At 33.4% G+C, this 17,674-nt stretch carries 13 protein-coding genes and 1 other RNA gene; 1 reads left to right on the plus strand and 13 read right to left on the minus strand.

Annotation, left to right across the window (positions count from 1 at the left end; translation table 11 throughout):
- From WCG23_00790 to ffs, 4 genes are all read right to left on the minus strand, one after another.
- Positions 1-2,106 carry an Rne/Rng family ribonuclease gene (locus tag WCG23_00790; GenBank protein ID MEI8388397.1) on the minus strand — a complete coding sequence of 702 codons (2,106 nt, stop codon included), beginning with the start codon at positions 2,104-2,106 and terminating at the stop codon, positions 1-3.
- 268 nt (positions 2,107-2,374) lie between these two features.
- Complete coding sequence (locus WCG23_00795) at positions 2,375-5,065, minus strand: TIGR03960 family B12-binding radical SAM protein (GenBank protein ID MEI8388398.1); 2,691 nt, start codon at positions 5,063-5,065, stop codon at positions 2,375-2,377.
- Between the two features lie 90 nt (positions 5,066-5,155).
- Complete coding sequence (locus WCG23_00800; GenBank protein MEI8388399.1) at positions 5,156-5,341, minus strand: ribbon-helix-helix protein, CopG family; 186 nt, start codon at positions 5,339-5,341, stop codon at positions 5,156-5,158.
- 193 nt (positions 5,342-5,534) lie between these two features.
- Positions 5,535-5,795, minus strand: an RNA gene (ffs, locus tag WCG23_00805) — signal recognition particle sRNA large type.
- A 129-nt stretch (positions 5,796-5,924) separates the two neighbouring features.
- Here ffs and WCG23_00810 point away from each other — a divergent pair.
- On the plus strand, positions 5,925-6,716 hold the full coding sequence (locus tag WCG23_00810; GenBank protein MEI8388400.1) for a tetratricopeptide repeat protein: 792 nt from the start codon (positions 5,925-5,927) through the stop codon (positions 6,714-6,716).
- Between the two features lie 12 nt (positions 6,717-6,728).
- On the opposite strand, the gene WCG23_00815 is transcribed toward WCG23_00810, so the two are convergent.
- The 9 genes from WCG23_00815 to WCG23_00855 form a co-directional block, all read right to left on the minus strand.
- A complete protein-coding gene (locus WCG23_00815; GenBank protein MEI8388401.1) occupies positions 6,729-7,259 on the minus strand; it encodes a chemotaxis protein CheW in 531 nt (176 codons plus the stop codon).
- 109 nt (positions 7,260-7,368) lie between these two features.
- Positions 7,369-7,779, minus strand: coding sequence for a ribosome-associated translation inhibitor RaiA (gene raiA, locus WCG23_00820; GenBank protein MEI8388402.1), 411 nt, complete (start codon positions 7,777-7,779; stop codon positions 7,369-7,371).
- 235 nt (positions 7,780-8,014) lie between these two features.
- The gene (gene ppdK / locus WCG23_00825) at positions 8,015-10,681 is read right to left on the minus strand and encodes a pyruvate, phosphate dikinase (protein MEI8388403.1); all 2,667 of its coding nucleotides are present in this window, start codon (positions 10,679-10,681) and stop codon (positions 8,015-8,017) included.
- 181 nt (positions 10,682-10,862) lie between these two features.
- Entirely contained in the window at positions 10,863-11,540 is a 678-nt protein-coding gene (locus WCG23_00830; GenBank protein MEI8388404.1) for a class II aldolase/adducin family protein, read from the minus strand.
- 343 nt (positions 11,541-11,883) lie between these two features.
- A complete protein-coding gene (locus tag WCG23_00835; protein MEI8388405.1) occupies positions 11,884-12,651 on the minus strand; it encodes a hypothetical protein in 768 nt (255 codons plus the stop codon).
- A 393-nt stretch (positions 12,652-13,044) separates the two neighbouring features.
- On the minus strand, positions 13,045-14,244 hold the full coding sequence (locus tag WCG23_00840) for a glycosyltransferase family 4 protein (GenBank protein MEI8388406.1): 1,200 nt from the start codon (positions 14,242-14,244) through the stop codon (positions 13,045-13,047).
- 30 nt (positions 14,245-14,274) lie between these two features.
- Positions 14,275-15,183 (minus strand): glycosyltransferase family 2 protein, encoded by a 909-nt coding sequence (locus WCG23_00845; protein ID MEI8388407.1) that lies wholly within the window; start codon positions 15,181-15,183, stop codon positions 14,275-14,277.
- Positions 15,184-15,218: 35 nt separating this feature from the next.
- Positions 15,219-16,550, minus strand: coding sequence for a lipid II flippase MurJ (locus WCG23_00850; GenBank protein ID MEI8388408.1), 1,332 nt, complete (start codon positions 16,548-16,550; stop codon positions 15,219-15,221).
- Positions 16,543-17,634, minus strand: a complete 1,092-nt coding sequence (locus WCG23_00855) for an O-antigen ligase family protein (GenBank protein MEI8388409.1) — start codon at positions 17,632-17,634, stop codon at positions 16,543-16,545. The genes WCG23_00850 and WCG23_00855 overlap by 8 nt, the downstream gene beginning before the upstream one ends.
- Positions 17,635-17,674: the final 40 nt, after the last annotated feature.

Below are 17,674 nucleotides of genomic sequence, written 5' to 3' on the forward strand. Positions count from 1 at the left end.
TTAACTTTCTGTATCTGTTGGTATATTTTTTGGACTCTTGGCGGGAGTTCTGCCTCTTTGTGCAGATTGTCTTCCGTCTGTCTTAATAGGTCGTCTGCCGCCTCTTTTTTTAGCTATTTCTTCTTTAGGAACAGTTTTTTCCTCTACAACGGGAGTTTCTTGTATTTGCGGCTGTTCTTGTTGCTGAGGCGGTATATGTTGTTGCACCTGCGGCTGAGGTTGTACTTGAGGTTGTGCCTGAGCCTGCGGCTGTTCTTGTTGCTGAGGTGATATTTGTTGTTGCACCTGCGGCTGAGGTTGTACTTGAGGTCTAATTTGCGGCTGCACTTGCGGTTGTAAATATTGCTGAGGACGAGGAACTACTCCTGTTTCCGCAGGTCTTTGCTGTGGTCGTAACGGAGGTGCAGACTGAAATTCTCTTCTTTGATTCCCCCCTCTATAAGGTTGTTGCGGTTGTCTTGGTATAACCTTCTCAACTCCGGTCTTTTCTTCAGCAGGAACACTCTCTGCTGTTTCCAACTCCTGCAATATTGTAAACACATCAGGTGTGAAATCTTTACCTAAATAGTTTCTGGCAATTGATGCAGGTACAGCATAATATCTTATAAGTTTTGAAACCTTAGGCATATATGCTGATTCAGCAAAATAGTCTTTTATTAATTCATTATTTATAGTGAATAATTTTTTTTCTTCAAGTTGAACCGGCTGTTTAATAGCAGATGCTGTCAAAGATGGACTTGTTTCTATTTTTTTAACGGGTGAAGGCATTATTCTTGTCTGAACAGTGCTTTGAACCTGCTTTTTTGCTTCATTAATTACTAAATTATTTTTATTTATAGGTTTTGTAAATTTCATTTTTGAAGTTTTGACAACGGTTTCACCCTCTTGAGGAGGAGCTGAGAAATTAAAATCTTCAATAATAACGCCATTTCCATTGCAGTTAGCGCATTTTTTGGTAAATATTTCTGCAAGACTCTGCCCTTGTCTATGTCTTGTCAACTCAACAAGTCCAAGATCGGAAAGTTGCCCTATTTGCGGTTTTGATTTATCTGTTTCAAGCGCAATTTCAAACTCTTCCAGAACAGCTAGCTGGTCAACTCTGTTTTCCATATCGATAAAATCAACAATAATCATACCGCCAATATTTCTGAGTTTTAGCTGTCTTGCTACTTCTGCAACAGCTTCCAGATTGGTTTTTCTGATAGTTTCGTCCTGCGTTGCTGAACTTGTAAACTTGCCGCTGTTAACGTCAATAACAGCAAGAGCTTCTGTTGTCTGGATATAAAGATATCCGCCGCTTGGAAGATTAACCTTTGTTTGAAGAGCATTTCTGATTTCTCTATCAACGCCCTTAGCAACAAGTATAGAATCTGTGCCTTTATGTACGGAAACATTTAACTTGTGCGAAATATTCCAGCTTTGCAAAAGCTGTGTGGCTCTGTGATAGCCGAAAGAAGTATCAAGAATAATTTCATTGATATCATCTGTAACAGCTTCTCTTATAACTCTATATAAAAGATCCTGATCCCTATGAAGCAAGCTTGGTGCTGTTACGGTATCAGACGCTGTTATTATGCTATTCCACTTTTCAAGCAAAAATTCCAGATCTTCCTGAATCTCAGCTTCTGATTGATTTTCTGCTTCTGTTCTTATGATTACACCTACACCGGCAGGTTTTAAAAGACTGACTATTGATTTTAGCCTTGCTCTTTCTTTTACGGAAGATATTTTTTTACTTACGTTAACTCCCTTTTCATCAGGCATAAGAACAAGAAATCTTCCGGGAAGACTAATTGCCATAGTCACTCTCGGACCTTTATGTCCTGTAGGTTCTTTAACTACCTGAACCATAATACTTTGTTTAGGCTTGATTCTTTCTTTCAAAGCACCTTTGCCAGTAACATCAGAAGCATGAAGAAATCCCATTTTATCACTTCCAACATGCACAAAAGCCGCATCAATACTTGGCAAAATATTTTCAACTTTTGATAAATAAATATCACCTAATAAAATATCACCACGATGGATAAAAAATTCTAATACTCTTCCATTTTCAGAAATTGCTGCAATATTATCGCGCTCTGAAATAATGATGGATTTACTCATAATTAATTAATTTCCTCATCAACAAAACTTATAAAACTTTTAATACTATTCATAAACTTTAAAAAACCTTTTTTAACTTTTTATTTTCATCTTCATACTGCGCTGCCGTTATGAAGATTTGTCCCTTTTGGGGTTATCGCTGTAATTTTAATTATATAAATTCTCGCATACTGCATGGTTGCTGAGAATAACAGCTACACTTTTATTAAAAATCAATATTTTAAAAAAATCTTAAATATAAAATAAATTCACTCCATTTAAATCAGATTTATAACAATTCATTAAATTCAAAATCCAAAAGCTTTTCTCTAACTATATCCCATTCTATTTCAGGAATTAAAATATTAAGAAAATGATCAGCCCTTAAAGTGCTGTTAGATACCTCTATTTTACAGTCAGAAAGACTATTTTCAAGACTAATAACCTTAACGGGTTCTCTATCCTGCCCTGCTTTTAAGATAAAATCTAATTCATATCGACCATTTGATTCACATATATTTAGCGAATGAATTGCTGGTCTTATATCAACTTTTTTTAAGCAATTTTTTTTAGAAATCTTTTCTATTACTATATTGTCTTGTAATAAACAGTTTTTGACAATACTCTTTAAGTCGATTTTTTCAATTTTTTCCTGCTCCACAGGGAAAGCCTTGTATTTTGCCCAGTATACAGCTTTTTCAATTGATATTTTATCTTTAGAAATATTAACAATTTCCAGAATTTTTGAATTTTCAGGCAAAAAGGTATTTAATCTTTCTTTTATTTTTTCCGGAGAAATATTTTCCTGAAGTTCGATATCTGCGCATTCAGCAATCCCTTCTACAAAAATCGGCAATGCAACCGCCAAAGAGATTTTAGGACTAGGATTAAACCCCTGCGTAAAATTAATTTTCAAACCTGCTTTGCGAATTGCGGCATAAAGCAATTTTTGCCAATCAAGATGAGAAATATATTTTAATTCGTTTGTTTTTTGAATTTTTATTCTGTATCTATGAATATCATCGTCATTGCGGGAAAGCGCAATGCACTGACCCGACAACCTGTCCCCCTGCGAATTATTTTTCCGAGGAAGATCTGCAATTGGTTGTACTTGTTCAGGCTCACAAGAGTCCAGCTTATGACCTCTCAAAGAAGGTTCTGTCTGCAAATTCTGACAAACTCCGCAGCTTGAGCAAACTTCATCGCAAGGATCGGAATTTTTAAAATCAAGCGCATTTTTGTATTCAGCAATCAACCAGCTTTTATCAACCCCGACATTAAAAATATCCCATGATAATTCTTCGTTTACATCAAATTCTTTAGCAGAATAATCACTCAAATTTATTGAAAGCGATTCCGCTGTTTTAAGCCATATATCTTTGTTAAAATGCTCATTCCACGCATCGAGATAAGAACCGTTTTTATAAACTTCTTCTATAAGTCCGTTTAACTCCCTGCCCCCCCTTGAAAAAACCGCTTCAAGCTGGCATAAAAAACTGTCATGAAAATTAAGTTTCAAATCTCTTATTGGTCGTGCTTTTTGGCGAAGATATCTTATTTTATCTTCAATTACCTCTAATTTGTCCTGAGCTGCCCACTGAAAAGGGGTAAAAGGCTTTGGAACAAAAATAGATACAGTGCATGTAATGCTCAAAAATGTCCTTAGTTTTAATTCATTTTTAATTTTTGAAGCACTCGCCTTTATTTTTTGCAAAAGATTTATAATTTCGTCTAAATCTTCATAAGTTTCTGTCGGAAGCCCTATCATAAAATACAGTTTAATCTTACTCCAGCCTGTTTTATAGACAGAAAGTACCGCTTCAATAATTTGCTCTTCGTTTAAATTTTTGTTTATAACATCTCTTAATCTCTGGCTTCCTGCTTCCGGTGCGATAGTTATTGTGCTTTTTCTCACCGAATTAACCAGTTCTGCCAATTTTAAACTAAATTTGTCCGCTCTCTGGCTGGGAAGAGAAATTGAAACCCCTGAACAGGCATGTTTTTCATTAAGAATGCCTACAAGTTTTTCTATATTAATATAATCGTTAGAAGATAAAGCCAGAAGCGAATATTCATCATAGCCGGTATTTTTCAAAACGCTGTCAACGATTTCCACAACATGCTCGGGAGATCTTTCTCTCACCGGTAAATTTACAAAACATGCCTGACAAAAACGGCACATTCTTCCACATCCGCGTCTTAATTCAATTACTGCCCTATCATGCACTGCTGTGCTATAAGGAATAGGAAATTTTACAGGATAATCCCTATTATCAATATTATCTATCCTTTTTGTTATGACAGCAGAAAATTCTTCACTTACAGGAATTAATTTTGTCCCGTTTTCATTTTTATAAAATCGGGGAACATAAACTCCTTCAAGCTTAGCAAGATTCTTTAAAGTTTCTTCTCTTGATAATTTATTGGATTTTGCATTCTGTATTTCTTCCAAAAGCTTAATAATTATAGTTTCGCCATCGCCTATAAGAAAAACATCTATAAATTCGGAAATTGGCTCAGGATTATAACTTCCCGGGCCACCCGCCACTACTATTGGGTTAAATTCATTCCTGTCCGCTGATTTTATGGGAATATTCGCCATCTCCAACATAGACAGAATGGTTGGATAGCTCAACTCATACTGAAGAGAAAAAGCTATCATATCAAAATCATTAAGAGGTCTAAAGCTTTCTAGTCCATAAAGAGGAATATGATTTTGCTGTAATTCTTTCTTAAAATCAACTTCCGGCGCATAAACTCTGTCGGCCAAAAAGTTTCTTTTGTCATAACAATTAACTTTATCGTATAAAATTCTTAAACCTAAATTAGAAATACCTATTTCGTACAAATCAGGAAAAGCAAAAGCCACCCTAGCTTCTGCGGAAGCCCAGTCTTTATTGAAACTCCCGATTTCTTTACCTATATATCTCGAAGGTTTATTTACTTTTTTTAAAATTCTTTGAATCTTTTCTCTCATCATCCTTAAATGATAGCATAAATAAAACGCCTAAAAGAAAAGAGAGTCATTTGAATGACCCTCTTTTCTTTTAAAATCATTTAATTTAATTGATTACAGTAGTGTTTCAAGTAATGCAGCATGTCTTGTTGCTGTAGCAGCAGTTCTGATTCTTCTTTTGTTTACATAAGTTCTGAGAGCTTCTCTAATGAGTTCGCTTCTTGAGCGTTGTTCATCATCAGCAACGTTGTCGATTGTGTTTAAAAATTCGTCCGGCATTGAAATAAGCACTCTTGCCATAATTAATCTCCTCCCAATAAATTTTACCTTGTTATACCACCAATTAATTTTTATTTACTCCTCTTAATATATAAAAAACATTTGATTTGAGAAAATTTCAATAATTCGAGCTTTTTGTTACATAAATTAATATAAGTAGTATATAAAAAATAAATTCTATTGTTTGATTTGCGATATATTCGCAATAAAAAAGCCGTGCCCTACGCTTTGACAAGACTGTTAAAGTAGTACAACATTATTGTCCTCCATCCGGCAAACTGACTACACCCGAAAGTTACAACTTATGGCTGCTGCGTTCCCGCCCTGACCAGGTTCATCGGCTTCCGCCGTGTCAGACCAAACTTCATCGAACAAAAATATTGTCGATCTTTACCAATCGAGCCTCATGGTAGGTTGTCCACCCCGCTAAAGCGATTGCGGGCTAAGGGCATCGCTAGTTCCCCGTGTAGCACGACTGTAAATATATTAACATAAACCACAAAATTTCAACCTCATGAACAAGTCTATTTAAACCCTCGGATTGATTTATTTTCTCTAAACAAAACATAAAATGAATTTAGGCTAGATTTGTTAGGGGGTGTTTATGGAAATCGTCACAGACGATTTAATGTCACAAAAAATCAGGATTTTTGTCAATATAGTAAATAACAAAATTAATACTCCTGAAGAACTTATATACAAGCATCTCATCAATGCTGATGCGCTGAGAATGAAAAATTATTTCTGGGAATCTATAGATGAATACCTGCTGGTAATCAAGCACGATAAAACCTGCCTTGACGCACACAAAGGGCTGGGTTTTTCTTATAAACAAACAGGATATACACGTGATGCGGTAAATGCATTTAACGAAGCTAAAAAGCTGAGCCCCTTCGACAAAATTTTGTATTATGAGGCAGGATGCTGTTATTGCATGGATAAAAAATACGATAAAGCCATAAAAGAATACAAAAAAGCTATAAAAATTTGTCCCGAATATGGAGAAGCAAAGCTAAATCTTGCGCTTGCTTACGAGCTGAACAATCAATTTGATATGGCAATTAAAAATTATCTTAAAATTATCAAAGCTACTCCGGAAAGTGTTTCGGCACATAATGCGCTTGGCAGTTTGTATATAAAATTAGAAATGTACTCTAAAGCAATAAAAACATTCAGACATATTTTAAAAATAAACAAAGAATATTCCAGAGCTTATCTGGGAATTGCAATAGCTTTCGATAAAATGAACTGCAATAATGATTCTATGAGATATTACAAAAAATATATAAAACTTAAGCCAAACTGCGGAAATTTACCTTTTATTCTGGACAGACTAAAAGAATTAAGAAATGAAATAATTCCCAAGAAAAAATCACATCTAAAACTCGTATCATAGTAAAACATTTTTTTACGATAATTTCTCTTTTTCGCTTAATGCAGCTAAATTTGTTAAATTTTCTGCCACTTGCGCAAAATTGGCAATACTTTCAACTTCATGTAAATCAAGAAAATTATCAGGATCAAGAAGTATTATTAATCTGTTTTGAAATTTTCCGATTCCGAGAATAAAATCCCGGGATTCGTCTGAATTAACGGGTGAATCCTGAATATCTTTTGTTTGGAGATGTATAACTTCAGAAACTGAATCTACAGTGAGCCCTACTGTGTTTTTTTCAAGTTCAAGTACCATAATTCTGGTTTCCTGAGTTTCTTTTGTGAGTTCAAGACCAAAACGTTTTCTTCCGTCAATAACAGGAATTATACTTCCTCTAAGATTAATGACTCCTTCAACGAATTCAGGAGATCTTGGTATTTTAGTTTTTTCCTGCGGCATTATAATTTCTTGAACACTGGTAATAGATACCGCATATTCTTCTTTTCCCAGTCTAAAAGCGATAGCCTGCAACTCTTCTTGTTCTAAAATATTTTTACCGGACATAAAGAATCTCCTTAATATTTAATCACTTTTTAATAGAATAAATTTTTTAATAGAAAAAGGCAAATTGTAATTGCCTTTTTCTGTATGATTAATAATCAAATTATAAATTTTAAGAATTCAAGTCAATTACAACTGAAGTTTCTCCTTCAAAGACTTCTTCCTCTTCTTCTTCGAGAACTTCTTCCGGCTGAGCTTCGGTTCTGATTGATTTTCCTGCTTTATTTCCGATAAGTCTTTCTTTAATTTCTTTAACTTTTCTATCAAACCTGTCAGCTAAAAGATCAATAGCAGCATACATTGATTCTGCATCTTCCGTTATTTTTATTACAGAACCGTTTAAAAAGCATGTAACTTCTGCTGTATGACTTTTTTTAACACTTTTATTTTTGGTTACGCTGAGCGTTACTTTTATGTTTATTATCTGGGAATTGTGTTTTACTATTCTACCGATTTTTTCTTCAACATAATCTCTGATTGCCTTGGTAATTTCAATATTACGCCCGTTAAGGGTAAGACGCATAAGCGTTCCTCCTAATTCTCTATAAATATTTCAACTTTTTGATTATAAACCATTTTTTTTTCAGTTTAAAGCTATTTTAATTTTTATTTAACAGTTTAAATTAATAATTTTATCCGTGCATAACTTGAACATTATCAAAATTAGCTGTTTTTCTTACAGATAAAGTGTTTTTATTTTTAAAAAAGAGAAACCTTCGCAATTTGCGAAGGCTTCTCTTTTTTTATTCAGATATTAACTATGCTGTAACTAGAGATTTTGACCCTTTAGCTTCGATTACTGCTTGAGCAGCAGCTAATCTTGCTACAGGAACTCTAAAAGGTGAACAGCTTACATAATTTAAGCCGATTCTATGACAGAATTTAACGCTTTCAGAATCTCCGCCATGCTCACCGCAAATACCAAGTTTAATGTTTGGTCTAACGGATTTACCTTTTTCGATAGCAGTTTTCATAAGCTGACCGACACCTTCTTGATCCAATGTTTCAAAAGGATTTGAAGGAAGGATTTTGTTTTCAACATAATCGTTAAGGAATTTAGCTTCAGCATCATCACGGCTGTAACCGAAAGTCATCTGAGTTAAATCGTTTGTACCGAAGCTGAAGAATTCAGCATATTCAGCAACCTGATCAGCAGTTAAAGCTGCTCTAGGAATTTCAATCATGGTTCCGAATTGATAATCGATTTCGGTTCCTTTTTCAGCCATAACTTCTTTTGCTACTCTTTCAAGTACGTTTCTGGCTTCTTTAAGTTCGTTTACGTGACCGATTAAAGGAATCATAACTTCAGGTTTAACTTCAAGACCTTCTGCTTTAAGATCGCAAGCAGCTTCAAAAATAGCTCTAACTTGCATTTCGTTAATTTCAGGGAATTTAAGGCCTAATCTACATCCTCTTAAGCCCATCATAGGATTTGATTCGCTTAATTCTTCTACTTTGTGTAAAAGAGATTCTTTAGCTGAATAATCTTGTTTAAGAGCTTTTAATGTAGCAACTTCAGCGATAAGTTCGTCTTTATTAGGTAAGAACTCATGAAGAGGAGGATCAAGAAGACGGATTGTCATCGGTAATCCTTTAAGAGCTTTGAACATATCTTTAAAATCTTGATACTGCATAGGAAGAAGTTTAGCAAGAGCTTCTTTTCTTGCTTCTACTGTTCCTGCAACGATCATTTGCTGAACAACAGGAAGTCTGTCTTGAGCCATAAACATATGCTCTGTTCTGCAAAGACCTACGCCTTTAGCACCGAGTTCAACAGCTTTTTCTACATCTTCAGGGGTATCAGCGTTAGCTCTTACTACAAGAGTTTTAACTTCGTCAGCCCAGCTGAATAATTTTTCGAATTTATCATCCATTTTAGGTTCAACTGTAGCGAGTGAACCTTCAAAGATTTCGCCTTCGCCGCCATCCATAGAGATAACGTCATTTTTTCTATAAACTGTTCCGTCAGGAGTTGTAAGTGTTTCATTTTTAAGATCGATTTTTAATGCTTCACAACCTGCAACGCAAGGTTTGCCCATTCCTTTTGCAACAACCGCTGCGTGGGAAGTCATACCGCCTCTGAGTGTTAATACACCCTGAGCTGCGATCATACCGTGAATATCATCAGGACATGTTTCAATTCTGACAAGAATTACTTTTTCGCCCGCAGTTCCTCTTTCAGCAGCTTCATCTGTATTAAAGATGATTTTACCTACAGCAGCACCGGGGGAAGCAGCTAAACCTGTTCCGATAAGTTTGCCTGATTTTTTAGCTTTCGGATCAAAGCTAGGAAGCATTAATTGATATAATTGAGTAGGATCAACAAGCTGAAGAGCTCTTTCTTTTGTGATGATTCCTTCTTCACACATTTCAACTGCGATTCTTACTGAAGCAGCAGATGTTCTTTTTCCGCTTCTTGTTTGAAGGATATATAATTTACCTTTTTCGATGGTAAATTCCATATCCTGAATATCTTTGTAGTGTTTTTCAAGTTTTTGAGCAATATCAATGTACTCTTTATAAAGAGCAGGCATTTCAATAGCGAGTTCAGAAATTTGTTTTGGGGTTCTGATACCTGCAACAACGTCTTCGCCTTGAGCGTTGGTTAAATATTCGCCATAAAAAGCGTTTTCTCCGGTAGAAGGGTTTCTTGTGAAGGAAACGCCTGTAGCGGAATCAGTTCCCATGTTTCCGAATACCATTGTTTGAACGTTTACAGCTGTTCCGTAGTTGTGATCAATTTTGTAGTGGTTTCTGTAAGCAACTGCTCTAGGAATATTCCAGCTGCTGAATACAGCTTCGATAGCCGCTTGGAGTTGTGTATATGGATCTTGAGGAAAATCTTTTCCTGTTTCTTCTTTAATTATAGCTTTGTAAGCAGGAATCAAGGATTTTAAACCGTCAATGCTAACTTCTGTATCAAGTTTAACGCCTTCTTTTGCTTTTACCTGATCAAGAACGTGTTCGAATTTTTCTCTTTCAATATCAAGAACAACGCTTCCGAACATGGTTAAGAATCTTCTGTAGCTGTCAAAAGCGAATCTTTCGTTGTTTGTAAGAGCAATTACACCTTGAATTGTTTCATCATTAAGTCCGAGGTTCAAGATGGTTTCCATCATGCCGGGCATGCTTAATCTTGCTCCTGATCTTACAGAAACGAGTAAAGGATTGCTTGCATCACCGAATTTTTTACCGGCTTGCTGTTCAACAACAGAAAGCGCTGTTTTAACTGAATCCATTAATCCTGCTGGCATTTCATTTCCGTTGTTAATATATTCCATGCAGGTTTCTGTTGTAATAGTAAGTCCCGGAGGAACAGGAAGTCCTGCATTTGTCATTTCAGCAAGGTTTGCACCTTTTCCGCCAAGAAGGTTTTTCATTTCTGTATTACCTTCTTTGAACAAATAAACTCTTTTTGTTGTCATAAAATTCACCTTTCTTATGTAATTCACTGACTGTATCAACAATAAATGTATGAAATAATATACCCTTTTAGTTTAATTTTGTTATAACACAAAGTATTTTCAGTAACAATAAAGTTTTAATTAATGATTTCAACGCCTCCAACGAAATTAATCATCTTTCTTTCCGCGTTCAGGCTCTTGCTCAGCAATGCCTGAATTTTAATAACTCCTGTATTTTTTCTTCAGGCAATTCCGACCTCTTGCCCAGTAAGCCTGAATACAAATAAACCCTCGAGTAAAATTCAAGGGTTTCCAGTTTATAAAAAGTTTCTTTCAAATTACGACCGCACACTGTAACGCCATGATTTGCCATTAAGACAGCATCATTTTTTTCAAAATACTTTGCGACTGCTTTTGCAAGTTTTATAGTAGAAGGTGTTTCATATTCAACTACAGGTATGCTGCTTCCAAATGTTACAACAGGCTCTGCAAGAATTGCCTGCAAATTCTTTTCTCCGGAAACTGCTAATGCCGTAGAAAAAGGCGGGTGGGCATGTATAACAGCATTTATCTCGGGTCTGATTTTATAAATTTCTACATGCATCATACTTTCTGAAGATGGTTTTATATTATTATTTTCAACAATACTTCCTTCTTCATCGAGTAAAACAACTTCTGTCTCGTTCATTTCTCCAAGACAAGTGCTGGTCGCAGTTATATAGATTTGACCATTTCGAGTGGATAAATTCTGTTCTTCAGGCTCAATTTTCACTTTGCAGCGACAACTTATATTCCCTGATATTCCGGAGGTAAGACCGCTTTTATACAGTCTTTGACCAATCTCAAGAATATTATTTTTTATATCTTTTTTATCAAACAAGACTAAATTTCTCTGCTGTTTGTTATTACTTTTTTGTCTGTTTTTATAGCTTATTTATCACATAAACATATTTAACTTTCAAGTTTTTAACTCCCGCTTCGCGCTTGAATGAGTTCAGCCTTACAAGCTGACAAAGTCGCCTTTCAGGTTTTAACTCCCGCTTTGCGTGCAATAAAAAAGCCTGTTTTTCAAAACAGGCATTATACTACACACACTACATACATTTCCTTACTACTAAATTTACCTACATTATATTTTATTAAGAGCCTATCCTTTAGGGACTGCGGTTAAAATCATAAACGGCTTGTTTGACAAGGCGGTTTTGATTTTAACAAGACAGCTTCTAAGTTTTTTTTGTTGTTAAAACAGGAAATCCTGTTTTAACTGTATCAGCAGCAGCCGTATCTGTTTTAGCAGTAACAGCAGTAGTTGTATCTGCCTTAGCTGTGTTCACAGAAGCTGTATCTGCTTTAACTGAATCTGTTTTAGTTGTATCAACAGCAGTTTTATCTGTTTTAGTTGCAGCAGCTGTTCCTGTCTGATTTGCTGTTACAACTTGTCCTTGTCCCAAAGTAGCTGTACTTCCGGTAACAGCCGCATTTTGAGCAACAGTATTAATATTGTTTTTTACTGAAGTTACAACTGATCCAAGCGAATTATTTTTAGATACATTGATTTTTGAGAGTGCTTCATTGGCTCTGGCAACGGTATTGTTTATAGTAGCTAAGCCATATTGAATAGCTGATCCCATACTACTGTTAAGAGAACTTATTGCGGAATCTGATATTCCGGAAATCCCTGCAATTTCTTGAGAAGCTGAACCTGTCCATGAGACTAAAGACTGTAAATCAGCCACGTTTGAATTAACATCAGAACATGAACCAACAACCTGATTTTGATTTTTTTGAGCAACTTGACTGCTTACATCATTACATTTTCTGGCCTGTTCTCTTATTGCCGCTTCTATTTGTGCGCTAAATATAGAAATACGTGAAGCAGTTGTATCAATATTATTAGATGAACTTGAATTTTGTTTTTTCATTGCATTTTGAGTAGCAGCATTAATTATTATAGCTTGTTTTTGAGAATCCAAAGACAAATTAAGACCCATAATTATGACTCCTCCACTTAATTTAAATTAACCCCAATTCTTAACACCAAATAAACAAATGTTCTTTTAACCTATAACCAATATAAAAAACGCAATTTAAATCAATAAATCAAAAAACTTTTATTATTCCTCCTCAGACATCTTTCATAAAACCCTGTGTAATCCACCTTAATAATATAAAAACAAGCAGCATTTTGTTATTTCAAGAATACTCTTTTTCTTAACAATTAGTTACAAAAACAAGACAAAAATATTACGTCAATATGGCTGAAAACCATAGGCAGTAAATCTATTGCCAATTCAATTACCGGTTAACTCGAATTGCTAAATCGCCAAAATCGTCATTGCGAGCATAGCGAAGCAATCTATAACTTGAAGGACTGCAATTTAATATTATTTTATAAAATCAATAATTTTATTTATTATTGAAGTCCAGTCATATTCGGAATTTACCAGATCTTTATAATTAATATCAGAATATTTATCTTTATTTACAAGAAAATATTCTATTTTTTCTGCTATATCTTTTGACAAATGACTTTTTGTAATTAAATTCTTATCAAATTTTTCAAGAATTTCAGGAGTCGCTCCTCTGGGAGTTCCAATTACCGGCACATTATAGCTTAAAGCTTCTATTGTAACGATACCAAACCCCTCCAGTTGCTCCGTCGGCAAAATAAAACAATCAGCAGCACTGTAATAATAATGCAATAAATCATTATCAACGAACCCTAATAAATTTATTTTATTTTGCAGGTTTAATTTTTTTATATATTTATCAAGCTTGCCGTATAATTCGCCTTTTCCTACTATTAACAATCTTGCAGAATTATTTTCTATAAGACTAAATGCTTTTATCATGTTGAATAAACCCATTCTCGGGACTAATCGCCTTACGGTAAGAAATAAAGTTTCATCAGTGTTTAATTGCAATTTTTTTCCGGCTTCCTGTTTGGATATTGGTTCTAAATTTTTTATTTTTGAAACCCCTATTGCAGAAACCAAAACCTTGTCTAAAAATTTATCCCCAAAAAATTTTGTTACTGTATTTTTTACATATTTACTCATTACAATGATGCTATCAGCATATTTAAATGAATTATATTCAAATATATAACTAAGAATAAATTTGACAGGAAAGACTGCCAGCTCTCTATAATTAATTGCCCCAAAAGACAAGTATTTTTGCATATCAAATAAAAGTTCATAAGTATGAACAGCATGAAAAGTTGAAACCAATTTAAAATTGTATTTCTTTTTTCTTTCTCTTAAAAAATTCAAATTTAACAAATAAGCTGTGTGCGTATTAACAACATCGAAATTATTGTTATCTATTAAAGACAAAAATTTCTGCGTTAATAAATTTCTGTTTTTAACTCTTAATGGACCTATAGAACCTTCTTTGACGTAAATTCTATATATCTCAAAATTATCGAATTTTTCATATTCAGGACAATCTGTTCTGTTTGTTGAAACCAGTAATACGACTTCATGTCCCAGTTCTATTAATCCTTTAATGAATCTTTCTATATAAATGACGTTACCACCGACCACATCAGGAATATATTTATCAATAATTATGAGCCATTTCATTTTTTACTATCTCCAACATTTAACAGATTTTTATAAACGATTTGACTTTTTTGCTGATTCTATAGACGCTGTCTTGTTAAAATCAGCTCTTCGATAAATTAATGGGAAGAACAAACATCTTAGTATATTTTCAAAGATATGTATTAGATTAATCAAAAATTTCTGTTTTTTCCCATAACATTTTTCAAAAAACAATAATTCACTTTGTTTGACTATTTTTATTTTATTAAGCGATTTTTCTGTGGAAGCTTCTTTAAAATGTATAATTTGAGCCTGCGGAATAATAGCCGATTTATACCCTTTTTTATACATTCTGTAAGTTAATTCTGACTCCTCGTAATAAAGAAAAAAATCTTCATCAAACAAGCCGGTTTCTTCAAGCACAGACTTCCTTAAAAACATATCTGCCCCTGTTATATAATCAACCTCAACGATATATTGACTTAACTCACAGCTTCCCATGTCAAATTTTTTTTTGTAATAATTTTTAAAAATTTTATGAAGAAAAAATCTTGTAAAGAATATTTGCTCAATAGTCGGGAAGTTTCCATACGAATGCTGCGGGGTTAAATCTTCGCCATACAAAGCCCCGCCGCAACAAGCTATTTTTTGATTTTCCTGTTTTTCCATAAAATCAAAAAATATTTTTATTGCGTTATTTAATAAAACAGTGTCTGAATTGAGCAAAAATACATATTTGGCGTTTGATTCTCTTATTGCAATGTTATTTGCAGCACCGAAACCTTTATTTTCCTTATTTTTCAACAATTTAACCTGTGGAAAATCCTGTTCTATCATTTCAGAAGAACAATCATGAGAATTGTTATCAACAACACATACCTCAAAATCAACTCCCTCTGTTTTTTCAAAAATCGATTTCAGACAATTTCTTGTGAGTTCTTTTGTGTTGTAATTTACTATTATTATTGATATATCCATCTGTTTTATACTCTTAAATCTTCTCTTTTTAGCTGTTAGTCTACATTGTAAATAATTTCACCGGTATTTATTAATGATTTTTCCGTTTTATCAAGGTTTAGCAGTAACTTTTCTGCATAATTTTTATAAATTATATAATTTATAAATTGCGCAAATAAACCTCCAACAGCAATAGAATATATGCCCATGCTGCTTTTCAGCAAATATACAAAAACAAAAAATGTTAATATAAACAAGGTATTTGCCATGATAGCTATTTGACTTTTTTTAGCGGTAAAAATAGTTAAAATATAAGGAGCTTCAATTAAAACAACTAAAGACCACGGACATAAAGACAAAAAGATGTAATTGATATTTATGAGATCATTGTCAGATAATTTTCCCATAGAAATTATTTTTAACGCTGTGGGTATCGCAAAAAAAGATAAAACAATTCCAATAAACATTAAAATAATTGAACCTTTCAAGAATTTTCTCATTTCTTCTTTTATTTTTCTTACATTTTTATCAACCCAAAAATTTGTCAGGTTCGTCTTGAGAATTTTTGAAGACGGACCAATAGTTAACAGTTTTAATGTGTCAATAATTTTTTTGGCATAATAAAAATATGATACAAAGCCGGCTGGCATGGTTACAAGCATATTATTAACAGCTATTGGCAGCAGTACATTATAAATATTATCTCCTAATCGAGTGCTGAAACTATTTTTAAAAAAAGGTTTTACCTCGGAATGATAAAAAACAAATTTAAACGGCACAATTTTTTTTGCTATAAAAATAGTTCCTGCTACAGCTGCTAAAACCCAACCGAAAACTTGCCCGTATGCAAGATAAATTATATTGTTGCAGTTCAAAAAATAAACTGTCAGCTGTGCAATAACAATAAATAAATTTGGTAAAGAAGATAAAATATAAGGAATTGAAAACCTCATTTCTGCATTCAAAAGCCTTTCATTGAGGGCATTAACAGGCATAAAAACCAAACCTGACAATAATATCGGAAATATGTTTTTTAAGGACTCAAGCCGCTGCGGATCTATATTGAAAACAAAAACCTTAAAAACAAAATTTCCAAGTAAATACAAAATTACTATGGAGACTATCCCGATAACACAAGATAAAAACAAATTGGCGTTATAAAAATCATTTGATTTATCAACAGCTGTCTTTTTTAAGTCCGTATAAAAAACCATAAATTGCTCAAAAAATACCAGCTGAAGAAGTTGGATTGTCATCACAATTGAAGTTGCTAATAAATAAGCATCAACCTGTTTTGATATCCCGAAAACTTTTATTAAAAGCAATGCATTTACGGCATTTAAGAGTATTTGAATTAAGATCAAAAAATTATATTTAATATTAAACATTGAGTTTTCTCTTTTTTATTGCTTCATTCAGAAAATTTTCTTTTGCCAAAACCATTCCGAATAGTATATACATCATTATTTTCATATAAGTATTATAGTAAAAAAACCCTCCGATACTGCTCGTAAAAATAGTTATAAGAAATAAGAAAACCGACATATTTAATTTTCTATAATAGCCTTTATATTTTTTAAAATTTTCAAAAAACTTTTTACACATAAAAATAAAAAAGGAAAACAAAATAACTGCACCAATTATCCCCATTTCTTCAACCGCCAGCAAATAATAATTATGCGCAAACATATATCCATGTTCCTGCGCAAAAATATTTGGAGGTAGCAATGGATCAATAAGTACCCAGTATGAATTTAATCCCGCACCAATCCATAAATATTTAATATTATTTGTAAATGCAGCTATCGGATAACTCCAAATGAAAAATCTGTCAGATACAGTTGTTTCGACTGTTTTAACAAATGATGTATTTGCCACTATAACCGAAACAATTGAGGTTATAGTGGCAAATACAGCTACTTTGCCTAAAGCTTCCTTTCTATCCTTACTGTTATAATAATAATAAATTAATCCGCATACAAAAAGAGCTAATATGCTTTCTTTTGAATATCCCATATAAATTGCAACCAACAATATTGCCGGAATTATATTTCTTTTTTTTGTATTAATGAACTTCAAAAAAGGAAGAATCAAAAGTAATATATCTACTAAAAATTCCGGCAGCATTCCATTTCCTCCAAAAGTTCCCCATGCATGCCAAACAATTTTAGGACCTATTCCCAAATAACCCAAATATCCTCTTTCCGATTGAAATGTTGCGCCAAATTCACCAGTAGTAGATTGTAATATACCTATTAGTGATTGAAATAATGCTGTAAAAAGAAAAGCCTTAATAATTTTAGACCAGGAAGTTTGTTTTGTTCTTATCAGGTAAACAGTAATATAAAAAACAAATATAGCTTCAAGAAATTTAAACGAAGTCAGTATGCCTGTGTTGGAAAGAGAGGTAATTCCGGTAATGAAATATAATATTAAAAGAACTATATTCCATTTATCTATACTTGTTTTCAAACTCACCCGCCGGTCATTAATTAATAAATTTAACCCTACA

It is taken from the genome of bacterium (assembly GCA_037147175.1).
Taxonomy (GTDB): domain Bacteria; phylum Cyanobacteriota; class Vampirovibrionia; order Gastranaerophilales; family UBA9971; genus UBA9971.